Genomic DNA, 20,219 nt, shown 5'->3' on the forward strand with positions numbered 1-20,219 from the left:
TAGGATTCATGACTTACAGTACGTTTTCTAAAGTCAACAACGACCCATTGAAAGAGCCAATGTTCTTTGGCCAATCGGTCAACGTGGCGCGTTACGACCAACAAAAATATGAAATTTTTGAAAAGCTGATCGAAAAACAGCTTTCTTTCTTTTGGCGCCCAGAAGAAGTTGACGTGTCAAGTGACCGCATTGATTACAACAAGTTACCCGAGCATGAAAAGCATATTTTCATCAGTAACTTGAAGTATCAAACGCTGCTCGATTCTATCCAAGGCCGTAGCCCGAATGTCGCCTTGCTGCCTTTGGTGTCGATTCCTGAACTGGAAACTTGGATTGAGACATGGAGTTTCTCAGAAACCATCCACTCACGCTCATACACCCACATTATCCGTAATATCGTTGCTGATCCGGCGATTGTCTTTGATGATATTGTGATGAATGAGCACATCCAGAAGCGCGCCAACGACATTGCGAAGTATTATGACGACCTCATTCAAACCACTAACTACTATCACCAGTTAGGGGAAGGCACTCATACTATTAATGGCAAAACCATTAGCTTAAGCCTGCGTGCGTTAAAACGTAAGCTGTACCTGTGCCTGATGTCAGTGAATGCACTGGAAGCGATTCGTTTCTACGTCAGCTTTGCTTGTTCATTCGCCTTTGCTGAGCGTGAACTAATGGAAGGCAACGCCAAAATCATCAAGTTTATTGCCCGTGATGAGGCGCTTCACCTCACAGGCACCCAGCACATGCTGAATATTCTGCGTAGCGGGCAGGACGATCCAGAAATGGCTGAGATTGCTAAAGAGTGCGAGCAAGAGTGTTTTGATCTATTCAAAGATGCCGCCGAGCAAGAGAAAGACTGGGCAGAATACCTGTTCCGTGATGGTTCTATGATTGGCTTGAACAAAGACATTCTTTGCCAGTACGTCGAATACATCACCAACTTGCGTATGTCGGCAGTCGGCCTTGCCCCTGCATACGATAACGCCACCCAAAACCCGATTCCATGGATCAATGCGTGGCTATCTTCCGACAATGTGCAGGTTGCACCGCAAGAAGCCGAAATTAGCTCATACCTCGTGGGTCAAATCGATAACGAAGTGAGCGTTGAAGACTTTGGTGACTTCGAACTATGACCCGAATCACGATTGAAGTGAACGGTATCAAGGTGGGTGGCAACACCCACCAAAGCTTGCTCGAACAACTTGAGCAAGCCGGCATTCAACCCGAATATCAATGCCGCAATGGCATGTGCGGTGCGTGCCGTTGTCAATTGCAACAAGGTTCGGTCAAACAAGAAGACGCGATGGCATTTGTTCGTCCCGGCGAAATTCTCACTTGCCAAAGTGCGCCACAAACCGATGTGTCAATTGCATTTGAATACCAGCCCGCAGTCAAAGCAAAAGTCGTTAATGAGTAGTGAGCCTACGCCCACCACTCCTCTCACCTGAGCGCCCAACAGGCACCGATTTAAGCAATCGTCTTAGGATCAATAAAAATGTCATCATGACGCGCTAATGATGCGTAATCGGCAATCACCGGTTGTCCATGAAGATAACGCCTTAACATGTCCAGCAATACCGTCGCCATATAACAGCGCGCATTGTCATGGGAGAAATGGCGTTTAAAGCTTAGTCGCTGTCCCCACTCTCCCTCGGGGGTGGAAATCGCCACACAAATTTGTCCATGAAGCTCAGGACCACATGCTAAACCAATTTGATGCTGACCTTGTGCAATTGCCGCGCTGGCCATAGCTAATGAGGCAGCGAGCGGGTTGGCAACGGCTTGCTCGGGCACATGCGCATTTGACATGATCCAGCCTTGCTCGACCAAGTGTGCAGCTTGACCGTTTAACGTGCTAGCTAACCATCCGCCCGTAAATTGCTCCACCACCTTTAACACCGCCCCTTGGCGATTGAGATCAGCGGCAAGCGCTTGCACCATTGCTTGGTTGCAACTGACAACATGATCGCCAAGGCATGATTGCACCGCATCAACCAACTGCGCTTTATCGGGATGATCGTCAGCCATGAAGAGTTTCACTTCAATAAACGGCAGACTCGAGCGATAACCCAGCGTCACATCATCAGGTAACGAAACAGATGCCATGGCATCGCTAATCCCCGATTCGGACAAACCAAATGTGAACAAACGGTAACAAGAACGCGCACCTGGTGCATAGTTGTGACATAACTCAGGCAGAATCTGTTGCTCTACCATGCAGAAAAACTCTGAAGGAACCCCTGGTGTAAAATAGAAATGACAGCCATTTAACTGGCAATAAAAGCCACAGGCAGTGCCATTAGGGTTGTCAATGAGGCGAGCGCCATCGGGGAGCATGGCTTGTTTTAGGTTGCTTTGCGCCATAGGACGGCCATGACGCTCGTAGCGCTGCTTTAATTCATCCAGCCAGGTTTCATTGAGCGTGAGCTCTACGCCCATCGCCGACGCCATCGCTGCCGTGGTTAAATCATCAGTGGTTGGACCTAATCCACCATTCACAATCACCACATCCTCGGTTTGAGATAGCCGAACAAGCTCAACCGCCATCTCATCAAGCTCATCCCCGACGGTAACCCGCCGAGACATCGCAAATCCATTTTCGTACAGCATGCGGGACAGCCAAGCCGCATTGGTATCTGTAATATCGCCAAGCAAAACTTCTTCACCCGTCGACAGCATCGCGATACGTGGCATGGGTGTTTTATGTTGTTGATTGTCCACCTAGCCGCTCCTTTTGATTGGTATCCTAGAGCATTGATTATGACATCACACGCCATCACGCACTAGCCCAAGCCAATCGTACACTTTATTTTACGGCATCGTACCTGTATCATTACACTCATCAGTTTTTTAATCTGCATAAGCAGTGCACAATACGCATAAATTCACGTTATCTTTTGTGCGAACACAACAATTAACTTTTTATTTACACTGGTTAAACATTATATGAACAAGGTACTAGGAAGTTCGCTAATTATTGCAGGTACGACCATTGGCGCAGGCATGCTCGCGTTACCTCTGGCCTCTGCAGGAATCGGGTTTGGCGCATCAATGGCGCTGATGGGTGTGATGTGGGCCTTGATGACCTACACCGCATTATTGATGTTAGAAGTGCATCAATACGCCGACGCTGACGCCACCCTACACAGTCTCGCAAAACAATTTTTAGGGGATAAAGGCAAATGGCTGGCATCGTTCGCGATGCTGTTTCTTTTCTACTCACTTTGCGCTGCTTACATTGCGGGCGGTGGTAGCCAGTTGAATGAGAAGCTTGCACAGTGGTCCTCGATTCAACTCCCACCCGCAGCGGGCGCGGTGCTGTTTACCTTGGTGTTTGGATTGGTGGTAACACTAGGAACCAGCAAGGTGGATTTGATCAACCGTGGGCTATTCACGCTAAAAGTGGTGTTCTTGATCTTGGCCCTAACACTACTCACTCCCCATGTATCGAGCATTAATTTGGTCGAAATGCCGGTGGAGAAAGGCTTGATGGTTGCCGCACTTCCCGTCATTTTCACCTCGTTTGGCTTCCATGGCAGCATCCCTTCGATTGTACGTTATGTCGGGATTGATTTGCCCTCGTTGCGCAAGGTGATGATTATTGGTTCGACCTTACCCCTCGCCTTGTACATTTTTTGGCAGGTCGCGAGTTTGGGGAGCGTGGCGCAGTCAATCTTGCTACAAAATGGTGAGTTGTCACAATTTGTGAAAGTCATTCAGGCAGTGGTACAACAAGACTATATTGCCTCGAGCATTTCGCTGTTCGCAGACTTGGCACTCGCCACCTCATTCTTAGGCGTGAGTTTAGGGTTGTTTGACTTTATTTCAGACAGCTTTAAGCGTCAGGACACAGTCAGTGGTCGACTGCAAACAGCAGCAATCACTTACTTACCACCGCTTGTTTTTGCGCTTTTCTATCCACAAGGCTTTATCACTGCCCTTGGCTATGCTGCCATCGCACTGGTTATTCTTGCAGTCGTATTGCCTGTGCTAATGGTACGTAAGGCTCGCCAGACCGTCTCTACCGACAACCATTATCAGGTCATTGGCGGTAATTTGGGCCTTAGTTTGGCGATGGTCTGCGGTATCGTTGTGGTGGTTGCGCAATTTATGGCGTAAACCTCCCGCTCACCGTACACTATCAAAACGCCCAGCTTTGGCTGGGCGTTGCTTATGGGCAATGACACGCCTATCGCTATGTGCCACTAACCACCTAAAAGTCCTCTGACCAAGGTACTCACCCCAGCTAACGTACACAGCACCAACATAGCGCGCCGAACCAGTACAGGCTTCACCTTCGGCGCGACACGATAGGCTAACCACGTCGCGAGTAAAACCGCGGGCACCGCGAATGCGGCTTGCTGAACATGCCACCAGGTAAGATAGTCCGTTGCGCCCAGCGCAATCAAAGACAAGATACAGCTAATCACAAAATAGCCGGCCAAGCAGGCACGCATCTTATTCACTTCCGCATGCTGTAATACCAGTGCCATCGGCGGTCCACCGATGCTGGTTGTGGTGCCCATGATCCCCGATGTAAATCCAGCAATAAAGAAGTTGAGGCGATTCGGTGCGATGTTGAGACGTGCAATACTGGCAAACACTGCCAGTAAGACCGCCGTGCCAATGATGATTTCTAGCATTTGCGTGGTGACCACCAACATAATGGCACCTGCTAGCATGGTGCCAGGCACACGCCCCAAGTATGCCCAGCTCAAATCACGAAAGGACAGTTGGTGGCGATACTGCCACGCATTAATACTCGCAAGGGTCAGCCCCACCATTGAAATGGTGGTGGGGACCAATTTCGGGTCAATCATAAGTAGCAGTGGCGCAGCGACAATCGCCATGCCAAAACCAATTAAACTTTGCACAAAACAGCCCAAGCCTAGGATCACGGCCACGGCAAATGACACACTTAAATCTGCCATAGTAAAGCTTCTTTATATTAAGTTATTTGCGCGAAATTTTAGCGGCTAAGCGCACGCGACACTATCCCTCATTAACAGATTGATTACTCTAGCGTGTCAATTCTACGTAACACGTGAGCAACGTGCTGGTGAAGCGCCGCTCTTAGCGACGCGTGGCATGAATAAGCAGATTGCGCGGCGTTAAGCTCGGCGCACAAAATTGGACGAGATCGACGTGATAGTTATGTTGCTCAAGATACAACACCCGATCGAGCGCCAGCCAGAGCTCTAACGCTCGGCGGAACGCAGACTTCACGACATTGATTTGCTCCAGAATCACAAATCGCGCCTCTCCCCGAGCCAAATATGGCGTAAAGTCGGTATCGCTAGATACGGTTAAGCCTTTTTGCGTCGCGCCCCAATGACAAAACGCCTCAAAGCCATCATTCAGTTGCGACTTTTGAATCGCCGGCAGCGGTAAATACTGGTCAGACTGAAAAGCGTCACGCTGCCACTCATCAAACCCTAACCGGTACGTGACTTCTTGATAGCGCTGACGACGGACACGCTCACCACCGGTTGCCGCTTCTTGAACCGCAATTTTGAGATCGGTTTTACTCAGGACGAATCCTGCTTGCTGCCCCGCATTCGACAGAGGTTGATACGTCTTCCCCATAATCAATTGATAACAACACGGTGATACACTGATCGCGTTAAGATCGGCCGCAACCGCTTGGCGCAATAGGTGCACATGCAGATCGCCACAAGCATGCAGCGCCAAGGCATGATCGCAGCGATGAATCACGGGTAATGCCGCCTCACTCAAGGCATCTAGATGATGAAATTGCATCGGCAACTGGTGCTGTTCAGCATAGGCTTGGCCTTGTTCACAAAGCGCCTGCTGCCACTCTAAACTCTCCACTCGCGCGGGTGTACTTGCCGCCACAGCACGGCCTAAATATCCTTTCCCCGCACACCACTCTAGATATCGTTGCGTGGATGGCTGTGTGGGGACGGCGCTCAAGTAAGCACGAATTTGCGCCCACTTCCGCCCGGGGACGCCCACGCCAAGCCGCTCATCCATAGCCACTGCTGCCACCTTGGCCTCAGGGACATCGGTTAAGCTTGGGATCGCGGCTAACGCTGGCCACCAGTTCGCCAGTTGCTCTGCCACTTGGTTCGGCGCCGCCTTCCATTGCGCGGCCTGTGAAATGTCGAGCGTTGAAAGCCATTCACACAGTTCAGGACACGATGACCAAGGCAGACGCGCATGTGCCATCGGCATAGGTCGCCATAACCACTGATACTCCACCAGCAATTCGGTCAGTTGCTTAAATTGAACAAGATATAACGAGTTGGGCATCGGGCTGGCACCTTGATTGCTCGACAAATAGCGGCGTCACTGGGATCAAAAAGGGCTGCCGAAGCAGCCCTAATGGCAATCTATTATTTTATCGAATTGGTAGTGGAATGTCCTTAAACATTGCCTCAATTTCGTCGTTAGAGCGCAGCGCGACGGCTTGGTCAACAACGTTACGCGTTAAATGAGGCGCGAAACGTTCGATAAAGTCATACATATAGCTTCGTAAGAAGGTTCCTTTACGAAAACCAATCTTGGTGGTGCTGGCGCCAAAGATATGGCTCGCATCAATCGCTACCAAATCGGTATCTGCATGACTATCCATCGCCATACTGGCAATCACCCCGACTCCGAGCCCCAATTTCACGTAAGTCTTTATCACATCGGCATCGGTCGCGGTAAAGACAATTTTGGGGGTGAGATGGGCGCGATGAAAGGCTTCATCTAGCTCTGAGCGACCAGTAAAGCCAAACACATAGGTCACCAGTGAATAAGCCGCTAAATCTTCGATGGTGATCTGCTTTTTCTGCGCCAGTGGGTGATCTGGGGTAACGATAATTGAGCGATTCCAGTGGTAACAAGGTAGCATCACCAGATCTTCGTAGAGGTGAAAGGCTTCCGTTGCAATCGCAAAGTCCGACGTCCCTTTAGCGACCGAGTCTGAGATTTGCGTGGGTGTGCCTTGGTGCATATGCAACGACACTTTCGGGAAACGTGCAGTAAAGGTTTTGATCACCTCAGGCAGTGCATAGCGCGCTTGGGTGTGCGTGGTTGAAATATTTAGGTTACCCATCTCTGGGTGGGTATGCTCGCTTGCCACCGCCTTAATGCTTTCAACCCGTGAGAGAATATCTTGCGAAATCGAGACAATCGCCTCACCTGCTGGTGTCACTTTGGTTAAGTGCTTACCGCTCCGCTCAAAAATCTGCACGCCCAGCTCATCTTCTAATAACCTGACTTGTTTACTGATCCCTGGCTGAGAGGTATATAAACTCTCTGCCGTCGCAGACACATTCAAGTTATGATTGACGACTTCAACGATGTATCTAAGCTGTTGTAGTTTCATAGTGCAGACGCATGAGCCTCGTAATAAAAGTGACCGCCTTGGGATTTCTCTTCTTCATTTATATACCCAAATTCGATTATTTAATAGGCTTTGGTTATATAAACGTTAGTGATTGCACATTCACTACTCGATCCTGTGCCTATGGTGTGAGAAGGATGGAATATTCCTGCGAGGAAAACCCAGAATCAAGCAATTAGAGTCGCGAATTCCACCAACATGGGCCACACTCAAACAAACTGACGCGAGATCGAACGTAAGTGAGGTTGAAACTCAGGTTAGAGACGGATCACTGAACCGTGTTAACACCTGTATTCATGCTATCTCTGACCTTAGAGATCGTGTATCTTAATCAGTTGAGTTTATTACAAGGAACATCGACGCTGAATTATGAATATTGCCTTGATAGCTGGCCTTTGTGTCATATTGCTCGGCCTGATTGTCGGCTACAACATTTTGGCTCAACAGCGCAAACAGATTGAATCGCATAAGCGTCAAGAAATGGCCAAACACATTGCGGTAATCGACGCTACCGAAGAGCTAATTGGTAACGCTCACAACCTGCCTTATAGCGGGACTTTGCTGGTTTGCTTGAACAAGAAGATCCTTGATTCACTTAAAGCGATGCATGAGATCGATAACTCAGATAAATCTATTCCGCAGCGTATCAGCGCCACGCAAGCGCAAATTGACCAAATTAAACAGAGTTTCTCGAACAAAGAATCGACATCGTTTCGTGTCCCAGATAGCGACCGCCAAGCCATTTCCATGCTGAAACTGGTAAAGCGCCTTCGCTCGGTGATTAAGGCAGAGCACTCAAAAGGCCGTTTACAAACCCAAGCCTTTGTGGCTGAAAATGCGCGCCTTGAGCAGATGCAGCTCAAAATCAATATTGAGAACGTGGTGAAGCGCTCTAACGAAGCGAAGCGCAAAGGCCAGTTGGGAACGGCACAACAATTGTTGAAGAAAGCGATCGATGTATTGAGTACCAAAAACGATAATTACTCGGCACAAATGAAGCAACGCCTTCAGCAAATGCACACCGAGGTGACAGAAACACTCAATACCGGTCACGAAAAGAGCAAGTCCGATCAAGAACAAGAGAAGAGCGAACTCGACGAACTCTTCGCACCAAAGAAAAAATGGTGATGGGCTTAAAGCGAATGATAGACTCAAAAAAGGCGCTTATCGCGCCTTTTTTATTGGCTTAACGTCGGTCTCCGGCTTAAGCGCTAAATCGCATTTTGATATGGTCAAGCACCCCATCCGACGCTTCTTCCAGCAAATCCAAGACTTTTTCAAACCCCTGCGCGCCACCGTAGTAGGGATCGGGGATTTCCTGTTCTTCTCCCTCACTCCAACTTAAAAACAAAGAGAGCTTGGATTGATGCGCGTCCGGACACATCATTTGTAAGTCGGATAAGTTGCTCTGATCCGCCGCCAATATCATATCGTGTTTTGCAAAATCATCGGGCTGGATCTGTCGAGCACGAATACCTGCGAAGGAATACCCTCTCGCTTCTCCCGCTTTTTGACTACGTGGGTCGGGCGGATTACCTTGGTGGTATCCCGCCGTCCCTGCCGAGTCGATACGAACCGCCAGTCCTCTAGCCTCAGCACGTGCTCTTAGCACGGCTTCAGCTGTCGGTGAGCGACAGATATTGCCTAAACATACCACCAACACACTGGGTATTGTTGCCGCTTCCTTCATTCACTATTACTCCTTTTGCCTGCGAGCTCACAGTGTATCAGGCCGTCTATTTGCGCGACTAGCTTAGTGCCACCGTATAATCAATCACAATTAAATCCTCAATCACGGGACGAAACACTTCCTTTAACGCTTCGTGTGCAGGATGGGGTAAGTAGGTTTGTCGCGCCGTCTCATCACGAAAGGTCATTAAAATCACATGGCTGTAGCCTTGGTTTTTCCCCTCTGGGCTATTGTTTTCGCCCCACTCTACCGACTCCACCCCTTCAATGGTTGAGGGCGTCGCCTCGAACGCATCACGGACAGCTTGAATCTGCGCATCGCGCGCATTGGGCACAAACCGTACTACCAGTACATGACGTATCATTTTAAATCCTTATTGGTTTGCCAAATCGACGCTCAGTTGTTCGGAAAGGAACTGGGTGAATGCTTGCCAAGACTGCTTGTCGGCTTGTTCGCGATAACGCTCCGAGCCAAAGACAGTAAAGGCATGGGGCGCCCCAGCATATACTTGCGACCAGTAATCAAGGTTGGCGGCTTCGAGTTCATTAATCAGCTGCGCAAATTCACTCATGGGAACGGCTTTATCCGCACCACCGTGAGCAATAAAAAGTGGCGCAATATCTTGTGAATATGCCTGTCCACTTGGGGTTTCCAAACCACCGTGAAAACTGGCATAACCACTGACTGGCATCTGCTGCGGATTGCGTGCAAGTTCGAGTGTCACTGTTCCGCCAAAGCAATATCCTGCGACCACGGGCGCCTCAATCCCTTGCGACTGTGCCGCTGCCATGCCCGCTCGAATTAAATTTTGCATCCGAGTTCTATCTTTATAAAGCGCGCCTGTCGCTGCCCGCTTCGCCTCTAGTGTTTGAGGCCGATTTCCTTTACCGAACATATCGAGCGCAAAAACACGATACCCAATTCCCGCCAACATGTCCGCTCGTTGCTGTTCATACTTGGTTAGGCCGTCCCAGTCATGGATAATCACCACACTGCCTTTTTCAATCGAGCTAGGGGTCGCTAGATACCCAGAAAACATCTCATTGCCCAATTGATACTCTATCTGCTCTCCTGCCAATACCGGGAGTGAGAATAGACATGTTACTGCCGCTAGACATCGCATTGTTTGTTTCATCATTTCATCCTTGGTTGACCTAGGTATGGGTGGTGTTCGGTGCATGGTCTCTTTACTATAGACACAGGTTCATCGTTTATTGGAAATCAAATGTCTGAACAGGGTCATAAAAAACGCCAACAAAAACTCAAAGAAATGGTTGATGCCCGCGTAGAAGCGGCTCAGCAAGAAAAAGGATTACTGCTGATAATTACGGGGAATGGAAAAGGCAAATCAACCTCTGCCTTTGGTACAGTAGCACGAGCAACGGGCCACGGGCTCAAATGTGGGGTGGCGCAGTTTATAAAGGGAACCTGGGCATGTGGTGAGCGCGATTTGTTATCGCAGCATGGCGTTGACTTTCATGTGATGGGCACCGGTTTTACATGGGATACCCAAGATAAAACCGCCGATACGGAAGCCGCGCAGCAAATCTGGCAACACTGCCAAGCCATGCTGGCTGATCCAAACTACGACTTGGTCGTCCTTGACGAGATCACCTATATGATCACCTACGGGTATATTGAACTAGAAAGCGTGGTCGCCGCATTGCAGGCAAGGCCCGCCGACCAATCGGTGATTATCACCGGGCGAGGTGCCCACCGCCAGTTGGTAGATATGGCCGATACGGTATCAGAAGTCCGTAACGTAAAGCATGCGTTTGATGCTGGGATCAAAGCGCGCCAAGGTATCGACTGGTAGTACTGGTTTTCGCCATAAAAAAATGGGCGAATACGCCCATTTTTATTTATGATGCTGACCAACCTCAAGAGGCTGAACGGACCTCTGCCTGTTGTCCCTCATTCGGGTAGCAATCTTTTTGATTACACAACAACGCATCAATCGACTGGTCACCGAGTAAGCGCCGCCAGAGCGCGGGGATAGTGCGAGGCAAGACCGGCCCTGGCTCTAGCTGACGCGGGGGGACCGGGCGCCATTCTCCTTGGTCACTTTGCTCGGCAAGCAAAAACTGGAACGGCCGATAGTTCGCCATACCTAATCGCAGGTCTGTAACAACTTGCTGCCCCCCACGATTTTCATAGCGTAAAAAGTCCCGCGCAAAAAAGCGCAATGCGGTCAATGATTCTTGCTCCGCCAGTGGCCATCGTTGCTGCTCAAACGCCATCCAATCGATCTCAGGTGTTTTATCCAATCGCGAGGCAAGCCCTTCCCAATAGGTCTGCTCCCCTCTTACCACAATACGCCAAAGCACCGTATTAAACGGCGTAGGAGTAATGAACATGGGCTTTCCCGCCAGCTCAGTACCTTGGGTTTGTTGCGCCACGCGTGCTTTTATCTGCTCAAGCTGATACACAGAACTTAATAAATAAAGACTCGAGGCGATCAGTCCAATCACGCATAGCCTTGCTGCGTTGGCCCTCCATACTAGGGCCGCAAGCACACCGATCAGCAATGGCAGCGTATACAAGGGGTCGATGATAAAGATACTGGCGACCGCAACAGGCGGCTTATCCAGCGGCCAAAAAAGTTGCGTGCCATACGCCGTCATAGAATCAAGCAATGGATGGGTAACCAACACACTGACCACCAGCACCATCAGCTGCCATAAAGGCCATGTTTTATTACTCAAGCGCCACCAGAGTGCTGCTATCGCGACACCCAAGGGTGGTAACACAAACAGTGAATGGCTAAAGCTACGGTGGTTGACGGTATTCGCTACCGGATCGCCATAATCAATCACGACGTCGAGATCCGGTAAGGTTCCTAACAGTGCCCCCGCCAAGAGCACTTTAGGACTGCAGCGTCGGCCTGCAACTACACCCGCGACAGCCGCCCCCAAGGCAGCTTGTGTTACAGAATCCATATCCGATATCTGYCCTTTATTCTGTTTGTATTAGATAGCTTGGTGCCGCATAAAGCGATCATTGAAACAGGTTGAGTAACTTGTCAGCCGCCTCTTTCACTTTCTCGTCATCCGCTTTATCCCCGAGTAGTTTTTTAATGCCGCGTTGCGCTTCTTTGCGCGCTTTCTCTTCCAGCACTTTATTGCTACTCAATAGCTTTTTAATGTCGAGTTTGTAGCTTGGCGCCTGCCATGTTCCCGCAACATCGACCGGAATGGTCACATCTCGCAACTCATCGATGTCTTTGCCGCCTTGGCCTTTGCTGGTCTCGACCACAGAGGTATACACCGCAAAATCGAGAGTCTCTTTCAATAAATCTGTCTGCCCTTCACTGCGTACACGCAACGCAGGCGCTTCCAGCAATAAATCGTTGGTCCGCGCCATCCCATTTCCAAGCACAAAGCTTGCGGTCAGCGCACTGAAGTCTGTTTTACGGACTTCGTCAACATATTCCGACTTCTCACCTTTGAGCGTTGCCTTGGCTTCACGCAGCATCTGGGCCAGATTGATCCCATTGATTGCACCGTCTTCAAAGAAGATCGCAACACGGCCATTGATGGCTTCACGCAATGCATAAGGAGATAGCCCCCTACCTTGTACATTGACGTCAACGTTTCCTTTGCCTGCCAATAGATCAACTTCGGCAGCGTCTTGAAGTAGCGGCAACACCTCGATACCACGCGCGCGCTTGCTGACCTCGTACCGTGCCGGCGTGACTGACGCATCCAATACCGCACTGGCCGATACCGTACCTTGATAGGCTTCAGTCACAAAGCGCGATAAGGTGACTTTACCCCGGTTAATGGCCACTTCGGCTTCAGTTTGACCGAGTTCGACATTAGCGACTTTGAGTCCTTGAAGAGCAAGGGTTCCCGCTACATCCAATTGTTGTAGCGCGGATAGATCAGGCTCTTCTCGACTCAATGCTAGCGTGGTTTGCCCTTGTGGGGCAGCTGATGATGAAGACGCCGAAGCGGCATTGCCTTTATCTTGTTGGGGCGTCTCTGTCGTGGAGGGCAGTAATGCATCCACATCAATGCGGTTGGTGTTCAGCGCAAAACGAACTTGGGGAATAGCAGTGAGCTTGACGGCCACTTTGCCATCCACGATCACTTGGTCAGTGTTTAAACGACCAACAAGATCCGTCACCGTGACCACATTCGCGTCCATATCATAATCAATATCCGCTGCCAGCTGCTGCGTGATTGACTGGTTAGGCACCGCCTCACCCGAGACCGTAGTCAACATATCCAGCCCTTGAATAGCGAACTGTTTCAAAGACGACGCAACCGTGACTTGCGCTTTACCCGACGTTTCCACGTCCATATCTGCGGTCTTTAACTTGGCGTTAAACCCAAGCGCTGAAGCTTCACCCAGCGCAAAACTTTCTAAGGTAAGATTCGCTTCGCTCAGTGTCACATCTCCCGACTGCGCAGATAACGTCATCGCAAACTGACGTAACTGACTTTGCATGGGATCCGTCATCAGTTTCACATCACCTTGGCCTTGTAGGGAAAAGGTATCTACATTTTGGCTTCCCACCAGCGAAACGCTTACCGGCGTCCACACCGCCGGTGCCAAGTTGCCAATCTCCACGTTCACCTCATCAAGGCGTGTCTGTGTGCTCGCTTGATCATCTTTGATCAGTACACTGGCATTACTGACACGCAACCCTTGTATCGTTATATCCCAGCCAGCAGCCGGCGTTTCGGCTGGTGATGCTGAGTTGCTCGGTGTCACAGGTGTGCTTTCCGTGGTGGTTTCAGACTCGGCTTGCTGAGGGGTAAGGTTAGTTTCACCATTAGCAAGCGTTTGTACAAAAATACGCGGGTCTTGCAGTAAGATTTCACCCACATGGAGCTGCTGAGACAGTAAAGGCAACACATCAATAGACATTTGCGCGCGAGACAGCGCGAGCAAGTTTGGCTCATCAAACCCTGGGCGGTTTTTCACTGCCACATCCGCCACGGAGAAACCCAAGCTCGGCCAAAACTGCCAATCGATATCACCATCGATGACCAAATCAAAGCCGGTTTGCTGCTTTACTTGTTCAACCAACATCGGCTTAAATTGATTCGGGTTAATGGTGGCGACAACGGCGGCCAGACCACCGATAAGGATGACCAGTAACCCAGCCACTATCGCCGCAATTTTCTTTACCATCACTGTATGCTCCTTGTTCGCGTGGCGAAAATAACGCGTTATATTTGATAGCGTTATCGACCACAGTTCGACAATCTGGTTCCATTTCATCAAAAAATGCGCCCTTAGGCGCATTTTGATAGTTAAGCCTTATCTTGGCTAATTCGCGAGGCGACCGCCCCTTGTTGGTTCTTATATTTGGCGTTATCACGCTTATTATAGGGTTGCTCTGCCGGACCTGACATAGGCTCAAAACTGAGCGCGCCGATGGGCATGCCCGGGCGCAGCGCAAGCGGCAAACGGCCATTATTATAAAACTCTAACACAATGCGGCCCGACCAACCGGGATCGATACGATGCGCGGTCACATGCACCATCAGTCCCAAACGCGCCAATGATGAACGGCCATCAAGCCAGCCAACAATATCATCGGGTAGAGTCACGGATTCATGAGTGACGGCCAGAGCCAGCTGCCCAGGGTGCAAATAAAATGCCTCTCCTTCAGCAACCTCGATTTCATCGCTCATCACCTTTTCGAGTTGCGCATTGACCTCTTCTTTTGGGCCAGACAAATCGATGTATGGGGCGCCATGATCATTAAAGACACGAAATTGGTTACCTAGGGTCACATCAGCCGTGACACCTGAAATCGATGCATCATCCGGACGCGGATCAATTTTGATGCGGCCATCATCGAGGTGCTCTTTGATATGCCTGTCGCACAGTCGCATCGGGGTTCCTCACTGTAGATGGTTTTAGAACACGGCACCACGCAAGGTCGCATGTGCCGCTATTCGCTAGATTATCGGTTGATTTACGCTTTTAGCAAACGGGCAATATGCGCTTTTAGCACATCAATGGCAATCCGGTTTTTACCCCCGCGAGGCACAATGATGTCTGCATATTGTTTTGACGGCTCAATAAACTGCATAAACATAGGGCGGACCGTCTTTTGATATTGCTCCATGACAGAATCCATGGTGCGGCCACGCTCGGCAACATCACGTTTCATGCGGCGTAGCAAACAGATATCAAGTGGGGTGTCCATAAAGACGCTAGCGTGGATCAAATTGCGAAGACGAGGATCGGTGAGCAGCAGAATACCTTCGAGGATAATGACTTTTTTCGGCGTCATCGTCGTGGTTTCCGCCATTCGGGTGTGCTCAGAATAACTATATACCGGCACATCAACCGACTGACCGGCGACCAATGCTTCCAAATGCTCACACAACAGATCGTGATCTAATGCCTGTGGGTGGTCATAATTCGTTTTTACGCGCTCTTCCATGCTGAGGTGGCTTTGATCGCGGTAGTATCTATCTTCCGTGATCACGCCGATTTGATGATCGCCGACTTTTTCCTTTAATTCCTTATAAATGGTGCTGGCGATAAGGCTTTTACCGGATGCAGAGGCGCCTGCGATGCCGATAATAACGCAGTGGTGGTTGTTATCACTCATAATATGAATACCCAGAGGAAACTTGGCGGAATCAACATAAACCGCCTGATTATAGGGAGTTGAGCCGGCTGGCGCCAGCGAAAATCTTGCTTGATCGCCACATCAGCCGGCATTCGCGTCTCAACAGCGGTCCGTGCTCAACCTCTAGGACAAGGTTTGTATAGCTATCTGTTCAGGGCGCGTTTCACCTTGCCAATACAGTTTACTCGCCACCGTGCTCGCCATATCACGATACGCATTGGTGTGCTCGCTCTCAGGACGCGCAACCACACTTGGCTTTCCGCTATCAATATCTTCACGAATGGATACATGCAATGGCACCTGCGCCAAAACTGGCGTGCCTTGCTGTTTCGCCATTTTTTCCGCGCCGCCCGTGCCAAAAATTGCCTCATGATGCCCACAGTTCGAACAAATGTGATAACTCATGTTTTCAACCACCCCTAACACAGGGACCGAGACTTTCTCAAACATCGCGACGCCTTTTATCGCATCGGCGAGTGCGAGGTCTTGCGGAGTCGTCACGACCACCGCGCCGTTTACCGGGAACTGTTGTGCCAAACTTAATTGGATGTCCCCCGTCCCCGGTGGCATATCTACCACCAAATAATCCACTTCAGGCCAACGGGTTTCATTGATTAATTGAGCGAACGCTTTCGACGCCATCGGACCACGCCAGACTGTCGCGTTGTCGGCCGGTACAAGATAGCCAATCGAATTCGAGACAATGCCATAGCGCGACACAGGCTCCATCAATTTGCCATCGTGGGTTTGCGGTTCGCTATGCTGTGCACCGAGCATGAGGGGCACCGACGGTCCGTAGATATCTGCATCCAACAGCCCCACACTTGCCCCTTCCGCGTGCAACGCGAGCGCTAAGTTCACTGCTGTGGTGGACTTACCAACGCCCCCTTTTGCCGAACTGACCACAATCAAATTTTTCACCCCTTTTACCGGCGCTTTGTCACCGGCTTTCAGCGGAGCGACGCGCTGGGTCAATGAAAACTGACTTGCGTTTTCCGGTACCTGCACGGCGAGCCAGTCAGAGAGCGCTTGAATGATTGACCCCGCGGCAAAAGGAAACACCACCTCAATACTGTTTTCATGACCCTTGACCCAATGCGGCTGGCTGGCCCATTGGTCGATCAGCCCCGGATGAGAGAATTGATTGAGTAACGTCACCGCTGCGTCTTGGCTCATCACTGATGCCGCTTTTTTCGTTGATTTGTTCTTTTTGCCGCCAAAAAACATGCTTCACCGTCCAATTTATTCACTATTTGGGTCCGCGTCCCTAACCAATTATGCGTAAACGCCTTATGACACGGCCTTGCTCTAGGCAAGGCATATCGTATCAGGTAAGATTTCAGCAATCATTCCATTCATATCATAAGAGCGAACAAACAAGATTATGGCTGCAAACCCACGTAAAATTTTGGTGACCTGTGCGCTGCCTTATGCGAACGGCTCAATCCATTTGGGCCACATGCTCGAGCATATTCAGGCAGATGTATGGGTCCGCTATCAGCGCCTGCGCGGCAATACCACTCACTTTATTTGTGCCGACGATGCTCACGGCACGCCTATTATGTTGAAAGCGCAGCAAATGGGCGTGGAGCCCGAAGCCATGATCGCCGATGTGCAAAAAGAGCATAAAGCCGACTTTGATGGCTTTAACATCAGCTTTGATAACTATCACAGCACACACAGCGAAGAAAACCGCGAGTTGGCATCATTCATTTACACCCAATTGCGCGATAAAGGCTATATCACCAGCCGTACGATTTCACAGCTGTTCGATCCTGAAAAAGAAATGTTCTTACCAGATCGTTTCGTCAAAGGTGAGTGCCCGAAATGTCACGCTGACGACCAATATGGCGATAACTGTGACAACTGTGGCGAAACCTATGCACCGACGGAGCTCATTAATCCTCGCTCGGCGGTCAGCGGTGCCACCCCTGTGATGCGCGACTCTGAGCACTTTTTCTTTGATTTGCCGCAGTTTGAGCAAATGCTGAATACCTGGACTAAATCAGGTGCGCTGCAAAGCGAAATTGCCAACAAAATGAACGAGTGGTTCGAAACCGGTCTGCAACAGTGGGATATCTCGCGTGATGCGCCTTATTTTGGTTTTGAGATCCCAGACCAGCCCGGTAAGTTCTTCTACGTTTGGCTCGACGCCCCGATTGGTTACATGGGCTCGTTCAAAAACTATTGCAACAAGCACAACGACATCGACTTTGACGAGTACTGGAAAGAAAACAGCGAGGCAGAGCTTTATCACTTTATCGGTAAAGACATTGTGTATTTCCACAGCTTGTTCTGGCCGGCGATGCTGGACGGCGCTGGATTCCGTAAGCCAAACAACGTCTTTGTGCATGGCTATGTAACAGTAAACGGCGCGAAAATGTCCAAATCGAAAGGGACATTTATCAAAGCCAGCACTTATCTAAAACATCTCGATCCTGAGTGTTTGCGTTACTATTACGCCGCGAAGATAAACAGTCGTATTGATGACCTTGACCTGAGCTTGGATGATTTTATCCAGCGCGTAAACTCAGACATCGTCAATAAAGTGGTCAACCTTGCTTCGCGCAACGCAGGCTTTATTAGCAAGCGTTTCGATGGCCAATTAGCCGATACCTGTGCTGAGCCTGAGCTTTATCAGTCATTTGTTGACAAAGCCGAGCACATTGGTGAGCTCTACGAAGCACGCGAATACAATCGCGCTATTCGCGAGATCATCGCATTGGCAGACAAAGCAAACCAGTATGTCGACGAGAAAGCCCCTTGGGTGGTTGCCAAAGAAGAAGGCAAAGACGCCGAGCTTCAAGCCATTTGCTCTGTCGGCATTAACCTATTCCGCGTGCTCATGACGTATCTGAAACCAGTGATGCCTCAGCTTGCAGAGCGTGCAGAAGGATTCTTGAATGACACCCTGACTTGGGAAAGCATTGCCCAGCCGCTGACAGGCCACGCCATTAGCAAGTTCAAAGCGCTGTTTAGCCGTATCGATCCGAAAGCGGTGGATGCCATGATTGCCGACAGCAAAGAAGATGTCGCGGCGGAAGAGGCAGAAAAAGCGAAAGCGGAAGGTCCTTTAGCGGATGATCCTATCGCTGAGGAAATTGAGTTTGGCGATTTTGCAAAAGTCGATCTGCGTGTGGCTRAAATTTTGGAATGTGAATCCGTGCCTAAAGCGGACAAGCTGCTCAAGTTTAAGCTCGATATTGGTGGTGAAACTCGCCAAGTGTTCTCTGGGATTAAATCGGCTTACAAGCCTGAGGATTTAGTCGGTAAACACACGGTGATGGTCGCAAACTTGAAACCACGCAAGATGAAATTTGGCATGTCAGAAGGCATGATCCTCGCCGCAGGACCGGGTGGCAAAGAGTTGTGGATCCTTGAACCACACGAAGGCGCCCAAGCCGGCATGCGTGTGATGTAAGCCAAGACTCACTGGCACCGCGTCACCCGGTGCTGAGATGAGCGTAAAAGAGAGCCTTGATGGCTCTCTTTTTTATGCGTGCTTTTTATCAGGTATCAGTGAAACATTCACCGATGCGTCAAAACAGTGCATCACATCACCAGCACAGTGCGAAAACGGCGAAGCTTTCTTTCATTATCGGCTGCCTAGCCCCTTGCACAGGGCGTGACAAATATCTCATTTTAGGCACGATTCCTGCTGGATAAGTCATATCAGCGACTGAAACGCAGGGAGCGACTATGGAATGGCTATTAATGATAGGAACATTAGCATTGAGTATCTCAGTGGTGGTGGCGGTACAGCTTTTTCGTCAGCGTCCAGATTTGCACTTACACCAACTGCATGAACTACGTGTGCTGTTACAGCATGCTCAGCACCTAACCACCCAATCCAGTATTAGCTCAGACGACTATCAAGTACTGTTGAGCCAAACGCGTCACCTTCACCAACTGGCTCCCCAAGCACAGAAGCCGATGTATCGAGTCTTTTTTCATCACCTTCATGCCTTACCGTCTTACGACAACGACACCCAAACGCGTATGAAAAATCGGGCACTGCAGCACATCATCTACTTGGTGGATGAAGCAGTCCCGCCCGCATTGATCGCGCAACGCGACGACATCCGTTTGGAGGCTTATCAGCAACTTTGGTATACCATTTTAGAACTACTGCAAGCGAGACAGCGTTATAGCCATGCGGCATATCAAGAGCAACAATCTGTGCGCAATGCCCAGCAATCTCTTACCTTACACCAGCAAATACTCGCGAAGCGCTTACGCCAGCTACAGGCTTTGTCATTGGCCGACGACATCCAGCGAGAGATAACCGAGGTGTTAAACCAGCTCGCGCAGTCAGAACAACTGCCCTTTGAGCATAAAGTTGCGCTATCGCAGCGTGTAAACCGAATTATGCTTCACGTGCTCGACAGCTTTATCGCACGTGTACTGACGCGCTATCCTTGCCAACAGGATGATGCACTTAGCCCCATCGCGCCGTTTCCTCAGTCAGGTTCGGGGCAATGACCTGCCTCAACAGCGTGTCGTCACCCCAATAAAAAAGGGCCGGCAATCATGCCGACCCTTTGTTCTTTAACCCTGACTCACTT

Annotated in this window: 19 protein-coding genes; 7 read left to right on the forward strand and 12 right to left on the reverse strand. The window is 50.0% G+C overall.

All coding sequences use genetic code 11. From position 1 onward, the window contains the following. Positions 1-8 precede the first annotated feature (8 nt). Both nrdB and yfaE read left to right on the forward strand, forming a co-directional pair. Positions 9-1,142 (forward strand): class Ia ribonucleoside-diphosphate reductase subunit beta, encoded by a 1,134-nt coding sequence (gene nrdB, locus BZJ19_RS12085; protein WP_077675820.1) that lies wholly within the window; start codon positions 9-11, stop codon positions 1,140-1,142. Next, on the forward strand, positions 1,139-1,426 hold the full coding sequence (yfaE, locus tag BZJ19_RS12090) for a class I ribonucleotide reductase maintenance protein YfaE (protein WP_077675821.1): 288 nt from the start codon (positions 1,139-1,141) through the stop codon (positions 1,424-1,426). Before nrdB ends, yfaE begins: the two co-directional genes overlap by 4 nt. Before the next feature lie 50 nt (positions 1,427-1,476). On the opposite strand, the gene BZJ19_RS12095 is transcribed toward yfaE, so the two are convergent. Further along, a complete protein-coding gene (locus BZJ19_RS12095) occupies positions 1,477-2,730 on the reverse strand; it encodes a CinA family nicotinamide mononucleotide deamidase-related protein (protein WP_235608228.1) in 1,254 nt (417 codons plus the stop codon). A 225-nt stretch (positions 2,731-2,955) separates the two neighbouring features. Here BZJ19_RS12095 and tyrP point away from each other — a divergent pair, with 225 nt between their 5' ends. Next, positions 2,956-4,128 carry a tyrosine transporter TyrP gene (tyrP, locus tag BZJ19_RS12100; protein ID WP_077675822.1) on the forward strand — a complete coding sequence of 391 codons (1,173 nt, stop codon included), beginning with the start codon at positions 2,956-2,958 and terminating at the stop codon, positions 4,126-4,128. Between the two features lie 86 nt (positions 4,129-4,214). On the opposite strand, the gene BZJ19_RS12105 is transcribed toward tyrP, so the two are convergent. The 3 genes from BZJ19_RS12105 to cysB form a co-directional block, all read right to left on the reverse strand. Then, positions 4,215-4,940, reverse strand: coding sequence for a sulfite exporter TauE/SafE family protein (locus tag BZJ19_RS12105; protein WP_077675823.1), 726 nt, complete (start codon positions 4,938-4,940; stop codon positions 4,215-4,217). Between the two features lie 142 nt (positions 4,941-5,082). After that, positions 5,083-6,282, reverse strand: coding sequence for a methyltransferase (locus tag BZJ19_RS12110; RefSeq protein WP_077675824.1), 1,200 nt, complete (start codon positions 6,280-6,282; stop codon positions 5,083-5,085). Between the two features lie 88 nt (positions 6,283-6,370). Beyond that, positions 6,371-7,345, reverse strand: a complete 975-nt coding sequence (gene cysB, locus BZJ19_RS12115; RefSeq protein WP_077675825.1) for an HTH-type transcriptional regulator CysB — start codon at positions 7,343-7,345, stop codon at positions 6,371-6,373. A 387-nt stretch (positions 7,346-7,732) separates the two neighbouring features. On the opposite strand from cysB, the gene BZJ19_RS12120 reads away from it, so the two are divergent. Beyond that, a complete protein-coding gene (locus tag BZJ19_RS12120) occupies positions 7,733-8,491 on the forward strand; it encodes a DNA repair protein (protein ID WP_077675826.1) in 759 nt (252 codons plus the stop codon). A 76-nt stretch (positions 8,492-8,567) separates the two neighbouring features. Here the strand turns inward: BZJ19_RS12120 and BZJ19_RS12125 are convergent, their stop codons facing one another. From BZJ19_RS12125 to BZJ19_RS12135, 3 genes are all read right to left on the reverse strand, one after another. Next, positions 8,568-9,035, reverse strand: coding sequence for a low molecular weight protein-tyrosine-phosphatase (locus tag BZJ19_RS12125; RefSeq protein ID WP_096631347.1), 468 nt, complete (start codon positions 9,033-9,035; stop codon positions 8,568-8,570). 76 nt (positions 9,036-9,111) lie between these two features. After that, positions 9,112-9,417: a Dabb family protein gene (locus BZJ19_RS12130; RefSeq protein ID WP_077675827.1), complete on the reverse strand. Its 306-nt coding sequence runs from the start codon at positions 9,415-9,417 to the stop codon at positions 9,112-9,114. A gap of 9 nt (positions 9,418-9,426) precedes the next feature. Further along, a complete protein-coding gene (locus tag BZJ19_RS12135; protein ID WP_235608229.1) occupies positions 9,427-10,191 on the reverse strand; it encodes a dienelactone hydrolase family protein in 765 nt (254 codons plus the stop codon). An 87-nt stretch (positions 10,192-10,278) separates the two neighbouring features. Here BZJ19_RS12135 and cobO point away from each other — a divergent pair, with 87 nt between their 5' ends. Then, complete coding sequence (gene cobO, locus BZJ19_RS12140) at positions 10,279-10,869, forward strand: cob(I)yrinic acid a,c-diamide adenosyltransferase (RefSeq protein WP_077675828.1); 591 nt, start codon at positions 10,279-10,281, stop codon at positions 10,867-10,869. 64 nt (positions 10,870-10,933) lie between these two features. Here cobO and BZJ19_RS12145 read toward each other — a convergent pair whose 3' ends face one another. The 5 genes from BZJ19_RS12145 to apbC all read right to left on the reverse strand — a co-directional run bounded on the left by BZJ19_RS12145 (position 10,934) and on the right by apbC (position 16,881). After that, on the reverse strand, positions 10,934-11,992 hold the full coding sequence (locus BZJ19_RS12145) for a metal-dependent hydrolase (RefSeq protein WP_077675829.1): 1,059 nt from the start codon (positions 11,990-11,992) through the stop codon (positions 10,934-10,936). Between the two features lie 58 nt (positions 11,993-12,050). Next, positions 12,051-14,195: an AsmA family protein gene (locus tag BZJ19_RS12150; protein WP_157891192.1), complete on the reverse strand. Its 2,145-nt coding sequence runs from the start codon at positions 14,193-14,195 to the stop codon at positions 12,051-12,053. A 122-nt stretch (positions 14,196-14,317) separates the two neighbouring features. Next, positions 14,318-14,905 (reverse strand): dCTP deaminase, encoded by a 588-nt coding sequence (gene dcd, locus BZJ19_RS12155; RefSeq protein WP_077675831.1) that lies wholly within the window; start codon positions 14,903-14,905, stop codon positions 14,318-14,320. An 83-nt stretch (positions 14,906-14,988) separates the two neighbouring features. Beyond that, complete coding sequence (gene udk / locus BZJ19_RS12160) at positions 14,989-15,633, reverse strand: uridine kinase (RefSeq protein WP_069588827.1); 645 nt, start codon at positions 15,631-15,633, stop codon at positions 14,989-14,991. Positions 15,634-15,777: 144 nt separating this feature from the next. Further along, a complete protein-coding gene (gene apbC, locus BZJ19_RS12165) occupies positions 15,778-16,881 on the reverse strand; it encodes an iron-sulfur cluster carrier protein ApbC (RefSeq protein ID WP_077675832.1) in 1,104 nt (367 codons plus the stop codon). A gap of 157 nt (positions 16,882-17,038) precedes the next feature. Here apbC and metG point away from each other — a divergent pair, with 157 nt between their 5' ends. Further along, complete coding sequence (gene metG, locus BZJ19_RS12170; RefSeq protein ID WP_077675833.1) at positions 17,039-19,075, forward strand: methionine--tRNA ligase; 2,037 nt, start codon at positions 17,039-17,041, stop codon at positions 19,073-19,075. A gap of 278 nt (positions 19,076-19,353) precedes the next feature. After that, entirely contained in the window at positions 19,354-20,136 is a 783-nt protein-coding gene (locus BZJ19_RS12180) for a hypothetical protein (protein WP_077675835.1), read from the forward strand. Positions 20,137-20,219: the final 83 nt, after the last annotated feature.

This window comes from Salinivibrio proteolyticus (genome assembly GCF_001996165.1).
Lineage (GTDB): Bacteria > Pseudomonadota > Gammaproteobacteria > Enterobacterales > Vibrionaceae > Salinivibrio > Salinivibrio proteolyticus.